General features: G+C 41.6%; 16 protein-coding genes. 5 read left to right on the forward strand and 11 right to left on the reverse strand.

Going from position 1 to position 23,621, the window contains the following annotated elements:
• From QA601_07180 to QA601_07220, 9 genes are all read right to left on the reverse strand, one after another.
• Positions 1–453: SUMF1/EgtB/PvdO family nonheme iron enzyme (locus QA601_07180; protein ID MDG5814852.1), on the reverse strand; the 453-nt coding region annotated here is incomplete at its 3' end.
• 22 nt (positions 454–475) lie between these two features.
• Positions 476–2,971, reverse strand: a complete 2,496-nt coding sequence (locus tag QA601_07185; protein MDG5814853.1) for a hypothetical protein — start codon at positions 2,969–2,971, stop codon at positions 476–478.
• A gap of 7 nt (positions 2,972–2,978) precedes the next feature.
• Positions 2,979–3,428, reverse strand: a complete 450-nt coding sequence (locus QA601_07190) for a LysM domain-containing protein (protein MDG5814854.1) — start codon at positions 3,426–3,428, stop codon at positions 2,979–2,981.
• Positions 3,429–3,458: 30 nt separating this feature from the next.
• Positions 3,459–4,064, reverse strand: coding sequence for a hypothetical protein (locus tag QA601_07195; GenBank protein ID MDG5814855.1), 606 nt, complete (start codon positions 4,062–4,064; stop codon positions 3,459–3,461).
• A complete protein-coding gene (locus tag QA601_07200; GenBank protein MDG5814856.1) occupies positions 4,013–4,681 on the reverse strand; it encodes a hypothetical protein in 669 nt (222 codons plus the stop codon). The genes QA601_07195 and QA601_07200 overlap by 52 nt, the downstream gene beginning before the upstream one ends.
• The gene (locus QA601_07205; GenBank protein ID MDG5814857.1) at positions 4,678–5,952 is read right to left on the reverse strand and encodes a PAAR domain-containing protein; all 1,275 of its coding nucleotides are present in this window, start codon (positions 5,950–5,952) and stop codon (positions 4,678–4,680) included. The genes QA601_07200 and QA601_07205 overlap by 4 nt, the downstream gene beginning before the upstream one ends.
• A 155-nt stretch (positions 5,953–6,107) precedes the next feature.
• A complete protein-coding gene (locus tag QA601_07210; GenBank protein MDG5814858.1) occupies positions 6,108–7,553 on the reverse strand; it encodes a zinc-ribbon domain-containing protein in 1,446 nt (481 codons plus the stop codon).
• Positions 7,554–7,978: 425 nt separating this feature from the next.
• A complete protein-coding gene (locus QA601_07215; protein MDG5814859.1) occupies positions 7,979–8,878 on the reverse strand; it encodes a hypothetical protein in 900 nt (299 codons plus the stop codon).
• The gene (locus QA601_07220) at positions 8,875–9,447 is read right to left on the reverse strand and encodes a DUF1007 family protein (GenBank protein MDG5814860.1); all 573 of its coding nucleotides are present in this window, start codon (positions 9,445–9,447) and stop codon (positions 8,875–8,877) included. The genes QA601_07215 and QA601_07220 overlap by 4 nt, the downstream gene beginning before the upstream one ends.
• 349 nt (positions 9,448–9,796) lie before the next feature.
• Here QA601_07220 and QA601_07225 point away from each other — a divergent pair, with 349 nt between their 5' ends.
• Together QA601_07225 and QA601_07230 are read left to right on the forward strand one after the other, a co-directional pair.
• Positions 9,797–10,168, forward strand: a complete 372-nt coding sequence (locus tag QA601_07225) for a hypothetical protein (GenBank protein ID MDG5814861.1) — start codon at positions 9,797–9,799, stop codon at positions 10,166–10,168.
• Positions 10,169–10,349: 181 nt separating this feature from the next.
• Positions 10,350–12,752, forward strand: coding sequence for a glycosyl hydrolase family 65 protein (locus tag QA601_07230; GenBank protein MDG5814862.1), 2,403 nt, complete (start codon positions 10,350–10,352; stop codon positions 12,750–12,752).
• 131 nt (positions 12,753–12,883) lie between these two features.
• Here the strand turns inward: QA601_07230 and QA601_07235 are convergent, their stop codons facing one another.
• Positions 12,884–13,006: a hypothetical protein gene (locus QA601_07235; protein MDG5814863.1), complete on the reverse strand. Its 123-nt coding sequence runs from the start codon at positions 13,004–13,006 to the stop codon at positions 12,884–12,886.
• On the reverse strand, positions 12,990–13,178 hold the full coding sequence (locus tag QA601_07240) for a hypothetical protein (protein MDG5814864.1): 189 nt from the start codon (positions 13,176–13,178) through the stop codon (positions 12,990–12,992). Before QA601_07240 ends, QA601_07235 begins: the two co-directional genes overlap by 17 nt.
• Positions 13,179–13,873: 695 nt before the next feature.
• On the opposite strand from QA601_07240, the gene QA601_07245 reads away from it, so the two are divergent.
• Genes QA601_07245 through QA601_07255 form a run of 3 tightly spaced genes read left to right on the forward strand, consistent with a single transcriptional unit; the run spans position 13,874 to position 23,544 of the window.
• Positions 13,874–14,296, forward strand: a complete 423-nt coding sequence (locus QA601_07245) for a hypothetical protein (protein MDG5814865.1) — start codon at positions 13,874–13,876, stop codon at positions 14,294–14,296.
• 19 nt (positions 14,297–14,315) lie between these two features.
• Complete coding sequence (locus QA601_07250) at positions 14,316–21,074, forward strand: S8 family serine peptidase (protein ID MDG5814866.1); 6,759 nt, start codon at positions 14,316–14,318, stop codon at positions 21,072–21,074.
• A 40-nt stretch (positions 21,075–21,114) separates the two neighbouring features.
• The gene (locus QA601_07255; protein ID MDG5814867.1) at positions 21,115–23,544 is read left to right on the forward strand and encodes a hypothetical protein; all 2,430 of its coding nucleotides are present in this window, start codon (positions 21,115–21,117) and stop codon (positions 23,542–23,544) included.
• Positions 23,545–23,621 lie beyond the last annotated feature (77 nt).

Raw genomic sequence — 23,621 nt, forward strand, 5'->3', positions numbered from 1 at the left:
AATGTGAGTAAAAATATTGGTGATGGTTCCATTTTCATTGCTTTTGATCTCATACACCTCTTCAAGACCATCACGCCTGCTTATGAAATTACAGAACATTACTGCATCATAAAAGGAAGTCCGCTCAGGTGTAAGATGTACGTCCCTTATCCTATCAAAACTTGCATTAGGATTTACAGTCAGAGTAAAATTACGTATTATAACTGTATGTTCAGATATGTAGAAAGGTGAGACACTCACAGGGTGTCTCGGGCTGGTCTGTTTATAAAAATTTCCAGCAAAACCATCAAGCCCCATCATGAACACCCCACCCGGTATATAGACCATATCCTCAGGGGGAGATGAAGGTGAATACTCTATGGGTTCAACCGGTTGTGGAGCCTCTTCCTCTTTTCGGGAGCCGCAGCCTGTAATAATAATTATAAGCAGAGTAAACAGTAGTATGTTCTTCATAAGGTTCCTTTCATGATTTGAATTATCCATCCCGGGTTACTCGTATTCGGGGATAGGTAGTAGAGTGTACCTCTTCTCTGCCACGCATAAGTGAAATTTTAAAATCTGCATCGTAGTGTCTGCCATCAGGAGGTTCAAGCGTATAATTTACAATAGTTCGTCCGTTGGTACCATGTTCATCCACCTTTGCAATAACCGCGGCACATGGCGTGCTCCTAACAAGACCCATCCTAAACATCTGAACTCTTAAATGTAGCTCATTTGCATATCTGGTAAAAACATTGATGCTGACTGTACTCTGTCTGCTGAAATTGAACTGCAGTCTGTTATTTATAAGAGTATAACCGGATCCTCGTGCGTACGGGCTAAAAAACCTCTCAAGCTTCAGGCTGTCGAAACTCCTTAAAACCGGGCTCTGTCTGAAATCTACCTCCTCATTTTCCAACATCTTAAAAAGTGCGAATGTTTTCCAATCGTCATTAACTGTCGCATAGGGGTCAATCCCCACCCGAATATTTACAATATCTTTTACGCCTTCAAGAAATGGCCATATCTCCTGCAGTTTTCTGATGAATACATGGTTGTCATTAAGCGAATTTGAGACAAAGTGGACAGAACCTTTTCCGTTGACATTAGATTCACCTGCAATAAATTGAACTTTATTCTCTCGTTCTCTAACGTGTTCAGGTGTACTATGGAATTCTTCAGGTACGATCCTTTCCACTCCAATAAATATTGACGTACCAGTTTCAATCACACCGCTAATGACCTTTATCTGGTTATGATCCTTATCGTCATATCGCTCCTCATACTGCACATCCAGCGTAAACATGGTCCTAAAAAACTCGTTGGTCGTCTCTGCAATCGGAACTCTCTTTTCAGGTGAGCGATCCAGGTATGTCCTGCTCCAGAAGAGAGATTCCAGATAATTCAGTATGGGAGGTGTGTATAAAAATATCGCCAGTACAGCTAGAATAATCCCCACAATAATCAAAATACCGGTGATAACAGTAAGGCTGAAAACCAAAGCGAATACGGAAGCGATCCCAACACCGATCTGTGCAGCGTGAATTCCCATCATCTGACGGTCATTGCGTCTGTACGCCTCATTAAACTCTAATACACTTATAACGGTCGTTACAATTGCAGCTGCAACACCAAATACCCTTGCCGTACCTTTAAACAACTTAAACGCTTTACTGAACTTGAGGGCTTCGTTTCCGGAAGTTCTCAATGCTTTCAGAGAGCATGAAGCAGCAAACGTTTCAGCTGTGCTCTTAAGAAGCCCTAACAGACCATTCAGCCCGGATAGTAAATCCTTTGGATCCATTTTTTTCGCATTTGTAGCAATTGTTACACAGGATATGAAAAGAGAAAATGCATCCAGCGCAAGTCCAACAGGTGCACTATCCAGTGTTTTAATATGCCCATGCACTTCTGCAGCCTCTGTAAAACTAGTGTCACTAGTCAGATCACTAAAATCTCCATACGCTTTTTCTGCCAGAGCGCTTTGCAGATTATCCCAGGCTACGAAATCCCTGGTCCTGCTTTCCATGTTAGCATTAATGGTCTGAACGAATGAGCCAGTTCTCTCTCTGATCCAGCTTGAAACCCGAATACCACCGAACTTTTCATCCAGAAAATCCAGTATATTCTTTACTGCCCCGCGCTGAAACACCGCATTCACCGAATTTGCCATGTTATTTTGCAGCATTTGCTTGATTTCATAATCGACCCGGGGGACGACATTCTGCAAAAACCTCCCGAAGGCATTGTAAACAATTTTTGCTGTAGCACTATTCTTCTCTATCGCCGATTTACCACTGGTCATCAGGCCCCACACCGTTCCAAATGCAGGAAGGTCACGAAGCTTGTTGTTATCAAGCAAATCACCGAGAAATTCATTTCCTGTTTCTGAAACAGCAAGATAATCAGTAAGAGTTGCACAGTAATGATCAATAGTGCGTATTTTTACCTCCGCACGATCTTCGGGAGCAATATCAGGATAGTATTCCGCGATCTCATTAGAGGTTAGGAAATCAAATTCCCCATCACAATCGCTGTGGTTTTCAATCAGATCCTGTTGAAATTCATTTGAGCGCAATATACTCACCAACTCTGCAGCCGCACTTTCAACGTCATCTCTCAAACCTTTCTGAAATTCCTCAAAACGTTCAATATCCTGAAATAATTTTGAGCCATCCAAGCCCGAAGGTGCAGGGTTAGAAGGACAGGACAACATGGTTTCGTAAAGAAGCCTGTCTGCAATATCTTTTTCCTTTATCTCTCCACCATCTTTGATGATTTTCTGGCATACATCTTTAACGAAATTCGCATTCTCAAGATAAGTTGCGACCATTACACCGCAATAAGGGGATTCAAGAAATTCATCCTGAGCAGCCAAAGCATCCATATACTTTCTTCTGCAAATCAGAGCCTGTTTCACCGGACACTCTTCAGAATCCAGATACCGTCTGCATGCAACTCTTTTGGTAGTACAACTATTGGTACAACTCATATCTCAGTCACTCTTTATTAAGTTCCACTCTCGTTTCATAATTATGTGCAAACGGAACAAGCGCCCCGATTTCATCACACTTTGAAAAGACTTTTTCGTAGATAGTTCTGCTTTCCTGCTGTGATGTTTCCAAAACAGTAAATTTGTAGGCATCAGTGTTTTCCTGCAGAGGACGCCCCTTCCTATCCATCAAACTCATACTGAACGGCACCCACACATATGCATACCGCAACCCGTTCACATACTCTCTTACCTTTCCTCCCTTTGCCTCTATCTTTTCATCCCCCTGGGTGTCGTTCCACTGGGGAATTTTGAGTTTTGTTCCGGGTTTCAGAAGATCGGGATTGTCGCCAATGATGTCTTTGTTGATTTCGTAGAGGTATTTCCAGGAAGCGAGCCAGAACTTGCGTGCGATGCTGCCCAGATCCTCTCCGTCTTTGACAGTGTATTGTTTCATCTTTTTTTCTCCCTATGCCATAAAGGCCTGCTATTCAGGTTGTCTTTTTCCCTTTACGATTTCCTGTATTCTTTTTTTAGCCCCTTCGTGTAATGGGAAAATCTCCAGAACTTTTTTATAATTTTCAATTATGGTTTCATCATCATAGGCGTATTTATTTTTTTTTGTATCCGCGAAAAAATAGCGATCCATAACCTTCGCCACAAGATAGTGACTTTCAGCTAAAATGGTATCCTTAGAATTATCAATTATTAACATGATTTGTTTATCTATTTCGCCAGATTCAAATAAACTCTTTGCAATATAGTAATCTATTCCTGTTAATTCGTTCTGATTTGTATTTAGCCTTGAGGCCAGATAAAAAGTGTCCAGAGCACTTTTATACTGTTCCTGAAAAAATAGACACTTCCCCTTTTTAAAAATCGCCCCTGCATCATCAGGATAATCTTGGAGATATTCATTATAGAAATAGAGTGCCTCAGTATAGCTGCCTTTTTCAAAATAGAAATTTCCGTTCTTGATAACAGGATTTCCTGCATATAAGAAAAATGTAATCAAAAACACAATAATCAAAGAATTCCTTTTCACCATCTCCCCCAAACTCCCTTGTTTGTCATAGGTTTGATTTGCTTCCACACACGAACCTGTGTAACCACATATAATTGACTGTCAATATATCTTACACCTGTTCTGTCTTGACCACGTAGGATGGGTTTGTACATTTTTGAATTATCATCAACCTGAAATTCTACTTTAGGAACCGTTGATGAGGCGTTATCTAAGCCAAAAAATCTAACTATTTCACCCATATTATTTTTTTCATATCCAATCATGACCAAAAAGTGATCTGTAACACCATCATTTATTTCTGATGCGACTCCAACATTTACTCCAACCAGAACTGGATACCCGTTGTCCAAAGTTGATTTAATATAATTTAAAATATTCAATGCAATATCAGGTTGTACAGTAATGTCACTTTGATCTTGAGGTATCTCTGGAAATTCTTCCCAAACTCCACCAATGCCATGATTTTTATCGAGTAAGACAGCATTACTGTCGGCAATTACAACAGCAGCAAGGGCTGCATCTCTGGCAAGTGTGAAACAGTTATCTTCCGGATCATTAAATCCATATTTTTTGATTTCGTTAATCTGTTCTTTAGTTAACATCACCTTGCTGCTTTTAAGCTCAAGCTTTATGCAATTCGCAGAACTATTTACAATTTCATAGCAATTTTCCGTCATACTCATACCCACTCTCCACAAGGACGGTTTCTAAAAACATATTCCGTCCTTTCATCCGTCCCTGATTCAATTTTCAGCGAATAACGTAACCGCTCGTCTAATCCCGTAAAAATCATCTCAATGGATCTTTTATCTCTATCCAAATAATCTTTAACGCTTTTTATCTGCTTAAAAGACCTCTCTTTGTCAGTACTGTAAAGAATGAAATTGTCATTGTGGACATCTGAATTATTCGGTTCTATACCAAGTTCAATTTTTAGAATGCGCTTTTCAGAATCTGCTCTCTCCTCCTCATCATCATCCTCCTCATCATCATCCTCCTCCTCATCATCATCCTCCTCCAACTCATCATACGGATACGGTGCACCATTCATCGCCGAAGCCAGAAACTGGAAATGAGCCTGCATCACCTCATTATCATAGGAGCCCTCCTCCTCCACATCATACCCCAGGAGCCTCAACCCCCTTCTCAGGTTTTTTACATTGATCTTGTGTTCTTCGCCCTCAAAGCGGTCGGGATGATCATCGATCTCCTTGATCTGGGAATCATCCATGCCATAAAGCAGCATAAAGCGGGTAGGCATGCGGTTAGGGTCGTTGTCAGGATCACTGTTTTCACCCGAAACAAACGCTTTTGCCATATCGGTGAGTTTACCGTAATCCAAATGGGACGCAAAGTGGCTGGCTGCCTCGTATCCCTCTTCTTTCTCAACCTCTTTTAAAACCTCAACGATGTCCTTTATAGTGAGCGGTTCCTTTTTTTGCTGCTCCCCTGCAGCAGCCAGAGCTTCGCCTATCTCTTTAATTTTCTGCTGCACCTCTTCGGGGGCGCAGTACTTATTCATCTCAGAAAGTGCTGCCTGAATCTCAACGGGGAACGTTTCTGTCCCCTCAACCGGCTTTATTTTGCCCTCCTTTAATGCCTGGGCAGTGTTTGCAGAGGCTGCTGATGCACCTCCCCCACCCCCGCCGCCTCCACCACCGGAGCCGATAAGTACTGTTGGGCATCCTAAAACGATCGATGACGGTGGTCCCACACACACACACATATCCCCTTGTCTAGCCGCGGGAAGTTTTCCGATAAGTACAGTGGGGCATCCCCCAACGATAGGTCCTCCTACATGAGGTACAGGGGGCACCCCCGGGGTGACCATAGGACACATGTGCATATCGCCCATTCGGGCGGCAGGCACTTTTCCTATTAGTACATTTGGGCAACCCGGCCCGGTAATAGTCCCCGCGTGGGCGGTCATATCAGTCACACGTGCAGCCATCATAAGAGCACACTCCTTTTATGTTTGATCCCCGAGAGCTATTCATCATTGGAAAAACCCCATCTCTAAGTTATGGTCAAGTACCAGCTTTATTCAATATATATAATCCACCTTAGTCAGGTAAACGTTTTTTTGCTTTTTTTTCCACAAATCATGAACTAACGAATTTCCCGTCTTGCCCGATGCTTTATCACCTCTCTCCATACCCTTTTTCCCCTTTTCCACCAGACCACGTAGGTGGAAAGCTCGGTAACATCCTCAGGTGTCAGTGAGCCATTTTTCTCAGAGTGCCACTGTTTGGCAAGATAGGGGTGAGTGACAGCCAGAGACTTTTTGGGCAAAGGGATTCTTCCGCTACAGTAGGGGCAGCAAGATCCACCATTAAGACTCGAAACCATTGCTTTCCATTCATGGCCTCTCATACAGAGCCACCACACCTTTTTTGTACTCCAGGGGAAAACATCGGTTGGCTTAAGGGAGCCGTTTTTTTTGGGGTGCCAGAACGCACTTTGTTCGGGATTCACCGCAGCAAAACTTGTTTCCGCGGTAATCAAAGTATGCGAGCAGTACGGACAACCACGTCCGCTCATACGCTTATACGGCGAGGCCATCCATTCATGGCCCTTACTGCACCTCCACCACACTTTTTTGGTGTAACGAGCAACTGTATTACGAGGTGTCAAATCACCATTTTTTTCAGGATGCCACTGGGATGCCAGTTTCGGGTTTACTTTTTGAAGGTTGTTCTGAGCCGAAGGAAGGTGATTTGCACAATAGGGACATCCGGTTCCCGCTTTTACCCTGGTAACTATGTCCGTTTGCCAGGAGTGCTTTTTGCTGCACTTCCACCATACTCTTGTGTTTGAACCAGGGGTTACATCATGAGGGGTAAGTTTACCGTTTTTGGTTTTATGCCACTGAAGGGCAAGCTCCGGATGCATGGTTGCAAGACTATTCTCCTTACCTACAGCTCTTCCCGCGCAATAGGGGCAACCGTTACCTCTGTTTCTTGGCCCCACCGCGGCACGCCACTCATGCCCCTTTTTACACCTCCACCACACTTTCCTTTCCGATTTCACCGAAATGTCTTTGGGACGAAGTGTACCATTTTTTATGGGGTGCCACTGAAGCGCAAGGGCACGGTTATTTCTCCACAATGAGTTTTCAGGAGAAAATTTTCGCCCGCTGCAATAGGGGCACCCTGTGCCTGAAAGCGCACGGCTTTTCACTACCGTTTTCCAGGAATGTCCCTTTTTACACCTCCACCACACAGCTTTATGCGATCCGGGGGCAACCTCTGCAGGTGAAAGCGTGCCGTTTTTTACTTTGTCCCACTCTTTAGCCAGTTGGGGATACTTTCCCTTAAGCGACTCTTTACCAGTGATTCTACTTCCTAAACAGTAGGGACACCCTCTTCCCCGGGTACGAACTTTAATCGATGTCTTCCAGCTATGTCCTTTTTCACATTTGAAAAACGCCTTTTTATCTGAACCGGGAGTTAGATGTTCAGGTTTAAGGTCTCCGTTGCGCTCATAGTCCCACTGATAAATCACTTCGGGATGAGTTTTGGTGAGGTTGTAGTCTTTATTCGCACAAATACCCATTAGATCGCTATCACCTTATTGTTAAGAACGTATCAGACTATAAAACTAATAATTTAATTTATGACCCTGAAGAGGAGAAAAAACTGAAAACATCTCTATGAGTACAAACTTTTTTTTCGATTATTACAATCCCATAGTTCCGAAAAAAGAGCTCACTCAAAAGGTGCCCAAAAAAGATACTGTCAGCCGCTAAAAAACTCAATAATTTAATGACTGCTGTCCCGCAGACGTCTTGAGTTTCATTTTTGATTCAATGAATTCATGCATGATATAAAGAAAGCATTAAGCCATGGTCGCTCATTAAAGTACCCTATTGACTTATATTCGACTGGTGATCATACAATGGACGTGAAGAATGGTAACGCGTAAGCACAGATGGAAAAGTAAACTCACAGACTTTGAGGATAAGCAATCTTTTCGTCACACTAAATCGCCATTACAAAGCCTAATAAAATTATAATAACAGCACCAGCATACCGAACGCCGGAAAACAGCTTCGGAATCATCTTGCCTTTTCCATGAATCTGAAGTTTCCTTCTGACTACCACTCCGGCTGTACCGATGACACTTACAGTAATAGCCATACCAACGGAGAGGGAAACTACAGACACAATTCCCCAGTGAAGCATCCCAAGGGTATTAGAAAAGATAAGTATCAAAAAAGCGCCGGGACAGGGGACAATACCTGCAGAGAATGAAAGCGCCGGTAAAGATGTAAATTTCTCATAGGGAAAAGGTATTTTCTTTAATGGTAGTTTTTTCAGCACCGGGGCAAGAAGCAAAATTGCTCCTACGACCATTATCATTACTCCGCTCATTCTCATCATAACCTGTGAAGAGTTGTCACCGGTTGCAGAGGTATCAAGAAGAAAAACTCGTACCAAAAGAAAAAGAAGTATAGCAGAGCTTGTATGCACAAGTGCAAAAAGTGCTCCGGCAAACCATGAGCTAAGCAGAGAATCGGGTTGTGTAAGTGTATGGGTAGAAATGAGTAGTTTTGCATGCCCGGGACCAAGACTATGAATCACACCGTATACAAACGCAAGTAACACGATTACAGCAACAGAAAACAGCGTATTCCCTTCATCAATACTTCTCAATCTACCGGAGATTGTCCTGTTAAGCGAATGCTGTAAACGGAGTATTGTATTCATAAAGGGGATACGTGAGGTAAGATTTCCTGATACGGAAGTGGTTGTTGATACCTCTTTTTCGGTACTGTCCTCTGTTCTCTCCTGTGCCGGAGAGGTAGGTAAAAACGGATTACTCTGAGCAAAAGACATACTAAAAAAGAACATTACAATCAAAATGATCAGGTATTTCAATCTGCACTCCTAAAGATTTCAAGAACGATAGTTTCGGCAAAATTTCGTGTTCTGAAGGACAAATCAGTACTAAAGGATTCATCACTTGTTGCCTGAATGAGATTTTTGTCCAGAAAAAAAGCGGTATAGATCTCGGGATCACTGAATGTTATCGTGATCTCCTTTGATTCTTTAACATCAAAGGAAACCGAAACGGGGATAAAAAAAGCGTATTGGATTCTTGATTGATGAGTTATGGATGGCACAAAGTTCTCTACCCTGCCAAAATCGTACCCCCTGCCATCAACCTCAACGGTGGTATAGTAATTATACATCGAGAGATTATTGAATACTTTCTCGATTTCTGCACGCTCACTTTCATCAAAAACCCCGTCACTGTTTCTGTCATAATGCTCGACCATCATAGCACTGTTCATATCATCGATTTCCCAAAGGACCTGGATCCCATCAAGCCCCGAATCATTAATGACAAAACGTGCAGAAACATCGATAAAAAGGTGAGGGTGTGCAAGAAGTGAGATAGAAAAAAGCAGCATTAACAGCGCAGCTTTTACACTTTTTTGAAACAACTTAACATTCTCCTGCGCTTTATAATCATTGCAGCTATACATACAATCACAGTTTCATTTTTTAAAGGGACATTAGCCCCACTCTTACCCTATGTAGCTACTTTATACACCTAAAAATAGCATACAAATATTAAAACTACTATGAGGAGAGTTCAAATAACAATATAAACACTACCGTGTAATGGCTAGCAGAGCAGGTTTAAACGTTTAACTTCATCGGTTTTATCATTTATAATTAAAGTACCCGGTATTAATTCTGCTTTTTGTATTTTGAGGTTACGATATTAGCTCTGCGAGCGTACTGATTTTATATTATCACAATTTTTTTGAAAAGAGGGTTTGAGCAGGAATGTTATCTAAACCATTAATGAGATACCTGGACAGTGATGAAGCGTATCTTTTAAAAGAATACCTCAGTAATGAAGGTATCGAATCGATCGTTAAGCGCCAGGGGTTACCAAGAATACTGGGCGGTATCACCAATTTCAAAGTACTTATCGATCCAGGAGAGGTCAGTAATGCTCAGGCAGCGCTCTCCAATTTTTCTCAAGAGATGAAACTCAGGCACAGTGAGCAGCAGCACCTTCTCTCAACACAATGCCCGGCCTGTAAGTCTGGCAATGTTACCACTGTAGAGAAAATTAGCATGATACAAAGAATTTTCTATTGTGGAGTAATTATCATGCGCTGCAAAGAGTGTAGCTCCAGGTGGTACAGATAAGGAGCTATACATCATTTTTAAGCTGTTGATTCTGCCCTAACGGCTTAATCTTTACCATACAGTTTCAAATCACCATCACTTTTTCTACGTTGGCCCTCTTTTTGCTTTCATTCTCTAGGTAAAATTCGGTAAAAGCAACGCCTGGAACGCAGACAGCAACAGAAAATGTAGGGAGAGGTGCATGAAGGATGAACATTTTTCAATCGTTTACGATGGTTATAAGTCATCAGAAGAACCACTCAGAGAGGCACTTTGTACACTGGGAAATGGCTATTTTGCAACCAGAGGGGCAAACGAAACATGCCATGCTCAAAACAATCATTACCCGGGCACCTATCTTGCGGGTGGCTATAACCGCTTAAAATCACGAGTTGCAGGCGAACTAATAGAAAGTGAAGACTTCGTAAACTGGCCAAACTGGCTCTATATGAGCTTTAAAATTGATGATCAGGAGTGGTTTAGCCTCGATGATGTTGATATTGTTTCCTATCACCAGGTGCTGGATACGTATCGGGGAATGCTTCAGTGCACTATTCGTTTCAAAGACCACAACGGAAAAGAAACTATTCTGGTAACCCACCGTTTGGTTCATATGGGTTCTCCACATTTGGCCGCGATTCAGTGGACCATTACCCCAACCAACTGGTCCGGCAAAATAACTGTTCACAGCGCCCTTGATGGTAGGGTAAAAAATGAAGGTGTTGAGCGCTATAAAAGCCTCAATAACAATCATCTGGAAACCCTTTCCTACGGTTGCACCAGAACAGGTTCAATCTATCTGGAAGTACAGACCTGCCAATCACGCATTCGCATGGCACAAGCAGCAAGAAATAGATTGTACCATCCTGATGGCTCACCCATTGATTGTAAACGAAGAGTGGTCAATGAAAACAGCTACATTGCCGAAGAACTTACATTTGATTGTAAGCAGGATACACCAAGTTATGCAGAGAAGGTGGTCGCGCTGTATACATCACGGGATGTAGGGATAAGCGAACCGATACTTGAGGCTACAGAGCACCTGGAGCGTGCCGGAGATTTTAGAGAATTACTAAGCTCCCACCAAAGAGCCTGGCGTGAGTTGTGGGATACCTTTGATGTAGAAATCAGGGATGGCGATGAAAGCCAAAAAGTGATTCGGCTCCATATTTTCCATATCCTTCAAACAGCTTCACCCCATACCTATGACCTTGATGTAGGAATCCCCCCCAGGGGGCTTCATGGTGAAGCGTACAGAGGACATATTCTCTGGGATGAACTGTTCACGTTTCCGTTTCTCAATTTCAGAAACCCGCTTTTAACCAGTGAGTTTCTTTTGTACCGCCATCGAAGGCTTGACAGGGCACGGTTAGCCGCAAAAGAGGCGGGCTACAGAGGAGCAATGTATCCCTGGCAAAGTGGAAGTAATGGTAGAGAGGAGAGTCAAAGAATTCACCTGAACCCGGTATCGGGAAGGTGGATCCCGGATGAAACCTACCTTCAGCGCCATGTAAACTCTGCGATTGTTTACAGTATATGGCAATACTTTCAAACCACCGATGACAAAGAATTTCTCTACTTTTTCGGAGCTGAGATAATATTCGAAATTGCTCTGTTCTGGTCTTCAGTAGCCCATTATAATCCCGAAAGGCAACGGTTTGAAATCCATGGCGTTATAGGTCCCGATGAGTATCATACGCGCTATCCTGCGTCAGAAAAACCAGGCATCAACAACAATGCTTATACAAACGTCATGGCAGCCTGGGTAATACTTCGTGCAATCGATATACTTAATTTGCTGGATGATGCACGAAAAGAAGAACTTCTCACAAGGTTAAGAATAGATAACTCAGAATTGGAAAGATGGTATAATATCAGTACAAATATGTACATTCCTTTCACCAACAGCATAATCGATCAATTTGAAGGTTATAACGATCTTAAAGAGCTGGACTGGGAGCAATATGTAAATAAATATGGAGAAGATATTCGACTCGATAGAATACTTGAAAAAGAGGGAGATTCTGTTAACAATTACAAGGCAAGCAAACAGGCTGATGTATTGATGCTTTTCTATCTTTTCTCAGGCGAGGAGATAGAGGAGCTGTTTAGCCATCTTGGGTATTCTTTTGAGCACTCAATGATCGAGGACAATATCGAATATTACCGCCATCGCACCTCTCATGGCTCAACATTAAGCCGCCATGTATTCTCATGGGTAATCTCCCGTTCTGACCGGGAACGATCCTGGAATATCTTTAAAAAAGCACTTATGTCAGATATAGAAGACATACAGGGCGGAACAACTCCTGAGGGGATTCATCTGGGCGCGATGAGTGGAACTGTTGATATGATTCAGCGCTGTTATACCGGTCTTGAAGCCAGAGAGGATGTCCTTCACTTTGCACCCCAGTTACCTTCCAACTTAAAAGAGATAAAACTGAAACTTCGGTACAGAAGCCACTGGATCTACATCACACTAAACCACGAGTGTATGAATATCGCCTTTGAAAAAGGGTGGGGAAACCCGATTAAAGTGAAGGTATTTGACAGTGAGTACGTGTTTTCAGAAAAAGAAAGTATGAGTTTCAGGCTTGAGATGTAGTTGGAAAACAGAAAATTAAACATCGGTCAGAAAACACGAAAATAGCACTCTTAAAACAACAACCCTGCAAGTCTGCATTATTAAACATGATTGAATGGGCGTTCAAGTGAATACACTGAACACCACTTAAACTATTCATGGTCATCATAGATTATTGTAACTGAATCAATCCATAATGTGCTGCTCGTAATTTCTTCATTAGCATCACCAAAAACCATCCAAAAAAAGCGTCTCACTTCATCCGACGGTATCATATCTCATCTCTACATTCAGGGTATCAACCCAGTTTTCAAATTTTAATTCACTAAACACAGTATCCGGTCTCGAATCACCGTAATCGATTCTAATCTCCTTACCATGCTTAGCCCCTGAGATCTTCAGGTCAAAAGAAAAGGTATCTCCCTTCGAATACCTGCAGTTCTTCATCTATAAGAAAATTTACCGTTACTTTTTCTAATGGATGAGTAGGTGATCTACAGAACATACCAGCAAGTATCATTAAAACAGCAGTAATCAAACAGAAATCAGATTTAATCATTATTGACTCCGTAGATGAGTTTTACCGGGCGCCTAAAGTGATTATGGTGAAATAAAACCAGATTATAATATAATCAAATAACAGAAAGTAATAAATGATTGTATTACTTTGTATTTCTTTAATGTTTTTTGGTGAAACCATATCTAAATACATTCATTGAAAAGCAGGTTAATATAGAACAGTATAAAGAGAACCGAGACTTTCTTATATAATAAGTTTAACAGATACCAACATACAGCTATAAATCAATAGGTACGCTGTCCAGAAATAGGCAGAAACTTTGAATATCGGAATTTTTGAAAAAAACTTTATAGTATAATATTAGCGCACTTAAAAGCGCAACTATATTTTTTTTCTTTTTTTTTTCGTTTTTACCTATTGACAGCAATGAGGGTTAGAATCATTTTTTATTAAACAAAAGGGATAATGCTGGTTACTATTTTGAATACATTGTAAAAAATCCCTCAAAATCGTAAAGGTATTTTTTTTACCTTTTTCTGTGTATATACATTCTTTTCATATAAAAGTGTGTTTGTGATTACTATATCATACAACCTGCTAAACCAAATAAAGGGGAATTAGCATGAAAGCTTCATTCTTTACTGGTGTTGTATTTATCTTCTTATTATTTCTTCCATCCTTAGCTCAACCGGGATTAACCATTTCGGGAGAACTTACCGATTCTGAAGGTGAACTTATAGGAGAAAATGATAGTGTTTCGCTGGATGTAGTCGTGAAAATCTATGATGAAGATGACGGGACGGAACCTGGTTATGTTGAATCATTTTTAACAGAAGAATCTCAGGGTATAACAGTATACAATGGTATTTTCACCGTTCAAATCGGTATCAGTGATACAACAGGAGCACTAAAAACAGTGCTTAGCTCTGCTGAAAACCCCTGGCTTGAACTGACTATTGATGGAGATACATTATCACGATCACCAATAACCTCATCACCTTATGTAATAACTTACAACCGTCCACATGAAATAGCTGGTAATTAGTCGGCTAATTGGAGGAGATATGAAACGAACTAACAGATTACTTCTTTTGGTTGCGGCTAAACTACTGGTTTTGCTGTTTTTTCAGGTTACTGCATTTACTACTTTTGACACAGCTAAGGATAACAAGGCTGCTTTTTCAGACAGAGTTGATTTCTCAGTTGACCCAACTTCTTTGAATGTCACTCTACCTGTTGGTGAAACTGATACAGTTAACCTGTTAGTCACCAATACGGGTGATTCATTGCTAACCTTTACTCCATTTGCGGTAGAGGAGATGGAATCAGGTAGTAGCGTTACAAACCATGTTTACGGCGATTACCACTTTAAAAGTCTCGAAAGAGGTAGCACAGATACCCGTAAGGGGATACCCGTAACAGCTGGCAAGGGTGGTCCTGACCTGTTTGGCTACAGATGGATGGACTCTGACGAAACCGGTGGTCCGGTTTATCAGTGGAATGATATAAGCGCAACTGGTCAGAGGCTCGATATTGTTTCAGAGTGCCTTGATTGCTCACAGATGCAATCTATTTCATTCACATTTCCTTTCTATGAAAATAGTTATGATGAAATTTACGTAGGTTCAAACGGATATATTACTTTGGGATCCGGTAGCAATATATTTGTAAACTATCCTTTACCCAGTACAATGGCTCCACCCAACCTTATTGCCCCTTTATACGAAGATCTTTATCCTGGATGGAGTGGTGATATCTACTTTCAGGATTTTGGTAATTATGTAATCGTCCAATATAACAATGTGGGCAGATGGTCAGGACCTGGTACCTATACCTTCCAGTTGAAGCTCGATAATAACGGCGTAATAACTTATTACTATAACAATCTCAGTGGCACGTTATTATCAAACACTGTAGGTATCCAAAACGCCACACAAGATGATGGTTTGACTATTGCATATAATACTTCCTATTTAAAAGAAAATTTCGCCATTGAGATAAGATCAACTCCTAAGTGGCTAAGTGTTGCAAATCAAACAATTACTCTTGATCCGGGAGAATCATATTCATTACTCTTAGAATTTAACGCACAGGAAGTATATGGGGACCATTATTATGGTGCATTAGAAATTAACCATAACTCCTCTTTGAAAGAAAATCCATTTATAATTCCTTGTACTTTGTATGCTCAGGGATTTAGAGGTTTATCGGTTTCCCCTCTAAGTCACCAATTTGAAAGTACGTGGGCTGGAGGCAGTGACACAGCTCTTTTTACATTAACTAACGCAGGGGACGAAACAACCGCAATTGATTCAATTGTTACAAATAACGAAATATTCTCGGTTTCGTCACAGCCATCAACCGTTCCGGCATTTGGAACCGTACAATTTATGGCAATCTTTTCACCTGAAAACCCGATAAACAATGAGGGGACATTAGAAATATACAGCAATGCAGAAGATAATCCCTACATAGCTGTTTCTCTTTCCGGTATAGGTACTGAGCCTCCCGTTGCATCCATAGAGCCCAGAGAGTTGTATGCTTCATCGCTGCCAAACTCTGCGCCGGTTGACCGGACCTTTGTGTTATCAAATTCAGGTGCCGCTCCACTTACCTTCGCGGTGAAAAGTATAGTGGAAACCTCCACACCACTTATGAGTTTAAAATCTTCTCCCCAACCTCCAACAATTAAACATGATAAGATTTACTGCGAAAGTAACTACAAGAATCCTTTTGTCCCTGGCAGGGTGATTGTTGGATTGAAGGAACAAGCTGATAATTTTTCAAACAGCTCAATCCTAAGCAGCATTGATGCAACTAATGTCAGAGATCTTACTGTATTTCGCAACCAACAAACGTCTCAAAGAGTTCCTGTTGGTCGACGTATACTGCTTGTAGAGCTGAAAACCAAAACAGAAGATTCAGTTCACCGTGCAATTTCAATTCTTAAAACAGATCCTAATGTTGCATATGCTGAACCAGATTTTATTGTAAGCATTGATCGCACTCCAAACGATGAACTGTTCGACCAACTTTACTCGATGCACAATACTGGTCAGACCGGTGGAACCCCAAATGCTGATATTAGCGCTCTTGGTGCCTGGCAGAAGCACGTTGGAAACGGAAGTATTCTAATCGGTGTTATTGATACAGGTATCGATTATCTCCATCCCGATATTGCAGATAATATGTGGACCAATCCGGGTGAAACACCAAATGGGGAGGACGATGATGGAAACGGGTATATCGATGATATCCATGGATATGATTTTGCCTATGGTACAAGTGATCCTATGGATCGAAATGGCCACGGAACACACTGTGCCGGAACGATTGCTGCTGTAGGAGATAATAACATCGGCGTAGTAGGAGTAATGTGGGATGCACAGCTTGTTGCTCTTAAATTCCTTAATGATGGTGGTGGTGGATCGACTTCAGGAGCAATTGAAGCAGTGAATTACGCCACAATGATGGATATTGATATTACTTCAAACAGCTGGGGTGGCGGTGGCTTTTCCCAGGGGCTAAAGGATGCGATTGCAGCCGGCGGACTTTTTATTGCAGCAGCTGGTAATTCCAGTGAAAATAAAGATATTTTTCCCTCTTATCCGGCAAGTTACAATCTGGACAATATCATATCGGTAGCTGCAACAGATCACAATGATAACCTTGCCTGGTTTTCCTGCTATGGACCCAATTCAGTTCACCTTGGTGCTCCCGGAGTAGATATCTTAAGCACAGTACCTAATAACTCCTATGATCACTACTCCGGAACATCTATGGCTACTCCCCATGTTGCAGGTGTAGCGGGACTTATTTGGAGTTTTAACCCATCCCTTACTGCTCTTGAAGTTAAGCAGATCATTTTGGACAATGTGGATCCAATACCGTCACTTCAAGGTATGACAATTACCGGGGGACGTCTTAATGCACAAAGAGCTATAGAGGCCACACCGGCACCTTGGATCACTGTAGAATCAATGGAACCGGGCGTTCTTAACCCTAATGAAGAACAGGAGTTTGTTGCCACCCTGGACCCACAAGGTCTCGTAGCTGGTGAATGGAGCGCTTTAGTTCTTATGGAAACGAATGATCCTCTTAGAACAGAAGACACAGTCTTTGTAACCCTTGATGTTCAAGAGTGCAAAAGCCTCTCTGCAAACAAAGACTCTATTGGTTTTGGAGAGATCGCAGCAGGTAGTGAAGTAACTGATACTGTTGAATTATCTAATACGTGCAATGCTGATTTAACTGTTAGTGAAATAGTATTTGAAAACGAATACTACGGAACAGACCTATCATTTCCGATATTAGTGCCTGCATATGGTTCTACAAATGTTGCAATCACTTACTCTCCATCAAGTGTTGGAAATCATGTAAGTTCGATGACAATCATAAGTGATGCTGATGACAACCCGGAGATTATAATTTCTCTGGAAGGAACAGCGCTTGATCCGCCATCGGCAATTATATCACCTCGTACTCTTGATTTTTCTTTTTCACCACCAGACATGGCCCCTGCTGACCGTACGTTCACCTTATCCAACAACGGTGGCCTGGAGCTCACATATGATATTATTGAGATTAGAGAGATTTCTACTCCGCTGAGACTTTCTCAATCGGTTCAATCTCTACCAAAAATTAATTCAGAGAAGATTTATAACAGTAGAAACTACGAGAACGAGTTTATGCCTGGGCGTATAATTGTCGGGTTTAATCGTGGCAAAAGTTCTTTTGCAGATAATATTCTTATGAACAGATTGAATATTGAGTCTGTCAGAGAATTGACTGCCTTTATAGATCCAAAAACAAATCAGCAAATTCTCGAAGATCGTAGAATTTTTCTTTATGAGCTACAAGATGACTCGCCCCAAGCTGTTTTAGATGCAATAGCTATACTAAAAAATGATGCAAATGTGGCTTACGCAGAACCTGACTACATAGTTAGTATCGATAATCTACCCAACGATCCTGAATTTAACAGACTATATGGCCTGCACAATACAGGGCAGACTGGGGGAACTTCGGGAGCAGATATAAGCGCTCTTTCCGCATGGCAAACGCATACAGGAAATGGGTCTGTTCTGATTGGAGTTATAGACACCGGTATCGATTATTTGCACCCCGATCTTGCCGATAATATCTGGACAAATCCCGGTGAAACGCCTAACGGCGAAGACGATGATGGAAATGGATATATCGATGATATCCATGGTTACGACTTTGCTTACAGGACAAGCGATCCCATGGATAGGCAGAGTCATGGGACACATTGCGCAGGTACGATTGCTGCTGTTGGAGACAACAGTATCGGTGTGACTGGTGTAATGTGGAATGCTCAGCTTGTTGCTCTGAAGTTTCTCAATGATAGTGGTAGTGGTTCGACAGCTGATGCCATTGAAGCCGTAAATTATTCTACAGCTATGGACATAAAGATCACCTCCAACAGTTGGGGAGGCGGTGGCTTTTCCCAGGGACTTAAAGATGCTATATCTCAAAGTGGACTGTTTGTTGCCGCTGCCGGAAATAATGGAAGAAATACTGATTTTACACCATTCTATCCTGCTTGTTATGATTTGCCAAACATAATCAACGTTGCAGCTACCAATCACAATGATGCTTTGGCATCGTTCTCTAACTATGGTCAAAACACCGTGCATCTTGGAGCACCAGGCGTAAGTATTTACAGCACAGAACCAAACAACCGTTATGGATACAAATCAGGAACCTCCATGGCTGCGCCGCATGTATCGGGTGTTGCCGGTCTGATCTGGAGCTATAATCCTTCTCTCACCGCTCTGGAAGTAAAAGATATTCTTTTAGACAATGTAGACCCTATTGCTTCACTTGACGGATTAACTATAACCGGAGGTCGTCTCAATGCACAAAAAGCTATAGAAGCTACCGTTTCACCATGGCTAACTGTAGCACCCGATGAGCCTGGCACTGTTTCACCAGGTGAACATCAGGATTTCACTGTAACCGTTGATCCATATGGTTTAGCTGCCGGCGAGTGGAGAGGTGAAATTGTAATGTCTACGAATGATCCTCTTAAGCCACTTGATACGGTTACTGTTATAGCGGATATTGAACCCTGCAGAAGTATCACACTAAGCACAGACACTCTCCAGTTTGGAACAGTTTACACTGGACAGGATTCAAGTCTGAATGTTGATCTAACTAATAATTGTAACAATTCTGTCCAAATCGATAGTATAGTAATGGATAGTGAATATTTCTCTTTTGATGAATCGTTCCCCTTAACAATACCGGCATTTAGTTCAATTGAGCTCAGTGTACAATTTGCGCCTGAGAGTGAAGGGGTGTTCTATGAATATTTACATATCTTTAGCGATGCAGACAACAACCCGGAGTTAATTCTCACTTTGCAGGGTATTGCTGAACTCCCTCCTGAGATGACCCTTTTTCCAAACGCCTTCGAACGATACGCTTCTCCTGGCCAAATTATTGAAGACACGCTTTTTATCGTTAACGATGGAGGCTCCGTTCTTGACTGGTATATTAGTGGAGTAAGTGATACTACCGCGCAAGCAACCCACTTTTACGACGCAAGTCACTTTATAAAGTTTGATAAAGGTGAAGAGGACCTCCGTGAGGGATATCCGCTACCAAATAACTCCGGTGGGCCCGATCTTTTCGGATATACCTGGATTGATTCTGATGAACCCGGCGGGCCGGTATATAACTGGAGAGAGATAAAAAATACCGGAACACGTTTAACAACTGTTTCCGGATGTGATGATTGCAGTCAAGTCCAAACTATACCTTTCAGTTTTCCGTTTTATGGCACAGAATATGACAGAATATTTGTTTCTTCAAACGGATTTATTACCTTTGGTTCAGGAAGCGGTCAATATGTAAACTACCCCATACCTTCAATCAATAATCCAGCAAGGCTGATTGCTCCATTTTTCGATGACATCAACCCACGCGCTATGGGCAATATTTATTATCAAGCTAATTCAGACTCTGTAATCGTTCAGTTTGAGAATTGTGCACGGTATGGTGGTAATGGTGTGTACACATTTCAGGTAATCCTACTGAAAAATGGTGATATTGTATATCAGTATAAAGACATGTCAGGATTTCTAAACAGAGCAACGGTTGGTATCCAGAATGAAGCAAGAAATGATGGTTTAGAAATTGTGTACAACGCCCCTTATGTGAAGAATAATCATGCAGTCAAAATTTCACTGATTCCTGAGTGGGCTACAGTGTCCCAGCTTAGTGGCCAAACTGAAGCTGGTGATACATCAAGAGTAATTCTTAGACTTAATGCCACTGACCTTGACCCTTCTGTATACACTACCGAATTAAATGTATATCATAATGTACCAGGAGATGAATCGTCCATTATAGTCCCAATCACGTTAACAGTTTCAGAAGATATAATTGAACCACCTCAGATCATCTCTCATCCTGAGGACCTGACAGTTGAGGAGAATGATACTGCCTGGTTTGAGATATCTGCTCAAGGTACAGACCTCTCCTATCAATGGCAAAAGGATGGTGAAAATATCGATGGAGCTAACGATGCATTTCTAATGGTACCTAACGTAGATAGAATCGATGATGGTGCAACCTTCAGGTGTATAGTCTCTAACTCTGCAGGTACTGTTATTAGTAATGAAGCGCAATTAACCGTAATTGTTCCAAGCAATTACGGATTATTCATTACCGCAATTGGCAGTTCAGCGGAACCAGAGCTCGTTGGGTCTCAGTTCAGATTGGAGGAAGTAAATATTGGTTCTGTAAGTTCCGGCAAAGTCAGCGGCAACAGATTTAACCTGTTTTTAAGATAAGCTATATAACACCTTTAAATATTTATAAAAGGATTTTTCTATGAAAGATAAAATGTTACTCTCTCTGCTCCTTTTTGGGTTGTTTTTTAATGTGTTTGGTAATAGTTTTTCCGATGACCACAGTGATGGTGAACTAAATGGATGGACGATTTACGGGCAACGACCATGGTCTGAAACAGATGGTAGCGCTTTACCCGCAGATGCAAACCCCAATGAAGGGTTTCTAATTAACGATTACGAATGTACTGATGATGGGATAATCGAAGTGAACATGACTGCCGACCAATGGAATGGTAACAGAGCCGGTGTCGTGTTTAGATGGACCGATGTTAACTCCTATTACTACGTTGCTGTACTTCCAGGTAATAGATGGAGCAACCATTTGATTTTTAACCGCAATTCAATGAGTATTGAAACCGCTACTATTGTCGCGCAAAATGACATCGACATGGGTACAACATTCGATCTTAGAGTCGAAATTGAAGGAAACACTTTCAGGTTTTATGTAAATGATACTTACAGAGGTGAAATCACTGATGATACTCATCCTTCCGGAGGAGTGGGTTATGCACAAAGTGCAGAGTGGAACAGGTATAATGCTTATAACAGTATAGCATGGACAGATGTATCTTCTGGGTATAACTTATCGGTAGAAACTGAGGGGCAGGGATCGGTTGATCCTTCAAGTGGTCAATATTCCGAAGGTGATACTGTTACTGTAACCGCAACAGCAGATCCAGGATGGACCTTTTCACATTGGAGCGGTTCTCTGACAGGAACTGATAACCCTCTTATCTTTAATATCGATTCTGATGTCGAACTTACCGCTCATTTCATCCAATTGCCCACCTATTCACTAACAATAAATATTGTAGGTGAGGGTGAAGTCATTGCAGACAGTGGAACTTTTTATGAAGGTGATACCGTTTCACTCTATGCTCAGGCTGCTCAGGGATGGATCTTTTCAACCTGGGACGGCGACCTTTCTGGCTTTATTAATCCAGCGACTATTTTAATGGATGAAGATAAAACCATTACTGCGTATTTCAGCGAACACCTATATTCCCTCTACATTAACACAGAAGGTTCTGGAACTGTAGATCCTGACTCTGGCAGATTTCCTTTTGGGGATACAGTTACCATTATAGCTACCCCTTTACCCGGTAATGCTTTCACTGGATGGAGTGGAGACCTAACTGGAAACGAAAATCCAGCAACTGTTATAATTGACACTAACAAGTCAATAACAGCTAATTTTGAAGAACTTACTTTCGATCTTTCAGTAACAACCGAAGGATCTGGAACTGTTACTCCTGATAGTGGTACCTTTTCCTATGGAGATAGTGTAACACTTACTGCCACCCCGGATGCTGGATGGTTCTTTTATGGGTGGAGTGGAGACATAAGCGGTGATGAGAACCCTGTTACTATAATTATGGATTCTGATAAATCAGTTGAAGCACGGTTTGTACAGAACTTTCACCAGCTGACAGTAGATATTTTTGGAAATGGAACTGTCACTCCAGACTCAGGCTCATTCCCGGAAGGTGACACTGTAATGATCACCGCAACAGCCTCTCCCGGATATCGTTTTTCACACTGGGATGGTGATGCTACCGGAACGGATACAGTAGTATCTATTGTAATACTTTCAGATATTACAATAGAAGCCTATTTTGAAGAGATACCTACCTACACTCTCTCTATCACATCTGAGGGTGACGGTATTGCTGAACCGGATTCTGGTGAATTTATGGAAGGAGAGATTGTTAGAATAACAGCAGTCCCCAACCCCGGTTGGAGATTTGAAAGATGGAGTGGAGATATCGAATCTACCGAGAATCCGGTGATGGTGCAAATGAATTCAGATATTACCGCCACTGCCCATTTTATTCAAACACCTGTATATGAAGTAATCATAACTGCAGAAGAAGGTGGAACGGTTACTCCTGACACCGCACTGGTTAATGAAGGTGATAGCCTTTTAATCACAGCCACTCCCCTTCCAGGTTATGCCTTTGAACGCTGGAGTGGTGATATTACTGGCTCACAAAATCCAATTAGTATCATCGTAGAAAGTGATATGGTAATTACCGCCCACTTTGTTGATTACATCCCACCTGTTCCAAACAGAGAAAAATTAAGTATCAGTGCCAAAATATTCGACAGTGAAGGAAATCCAGTTGGTGAAAGCAGTGCAGATACTTTGGATGTAGTAATCAGACTTTATAACCACCCTGAAGAAGGAGCCATGAGATATGAAGAGTTCTTTCTTACTTCTGAAGAAAAGGGTATAATTGTAACCAGAGGAAACCTTGTAGCAAGACTTGGAGAAGGAAGAAGTGACTATGAATTAGGAATTGTTCTTAGTGACAACCCCCATCTTTGGGTCGAAATTACAATTGGTGATGATTCACTTGGAAGGATTCCTCTTACAGGAGCTGCGTACGATTTATCTACTATGCCATAAGTTCTCAGAGGGGTGTATAGGTTTTTTTTTGCAGGCAGATATATTTCTGCCTGCTTTTTTTTCTGAATTTGAGTACA

This window comes from Chitinispirillales bacterium ANBcel5 (assembly GCA_029688955.1).
GTDB lineage: Bacteria > Fibrobacterota > Chitinivibrionia > Chitinivibrionales > Chitinispirillaceae > Cellulosispirillum > Cellulosispirillum alkaliphilum.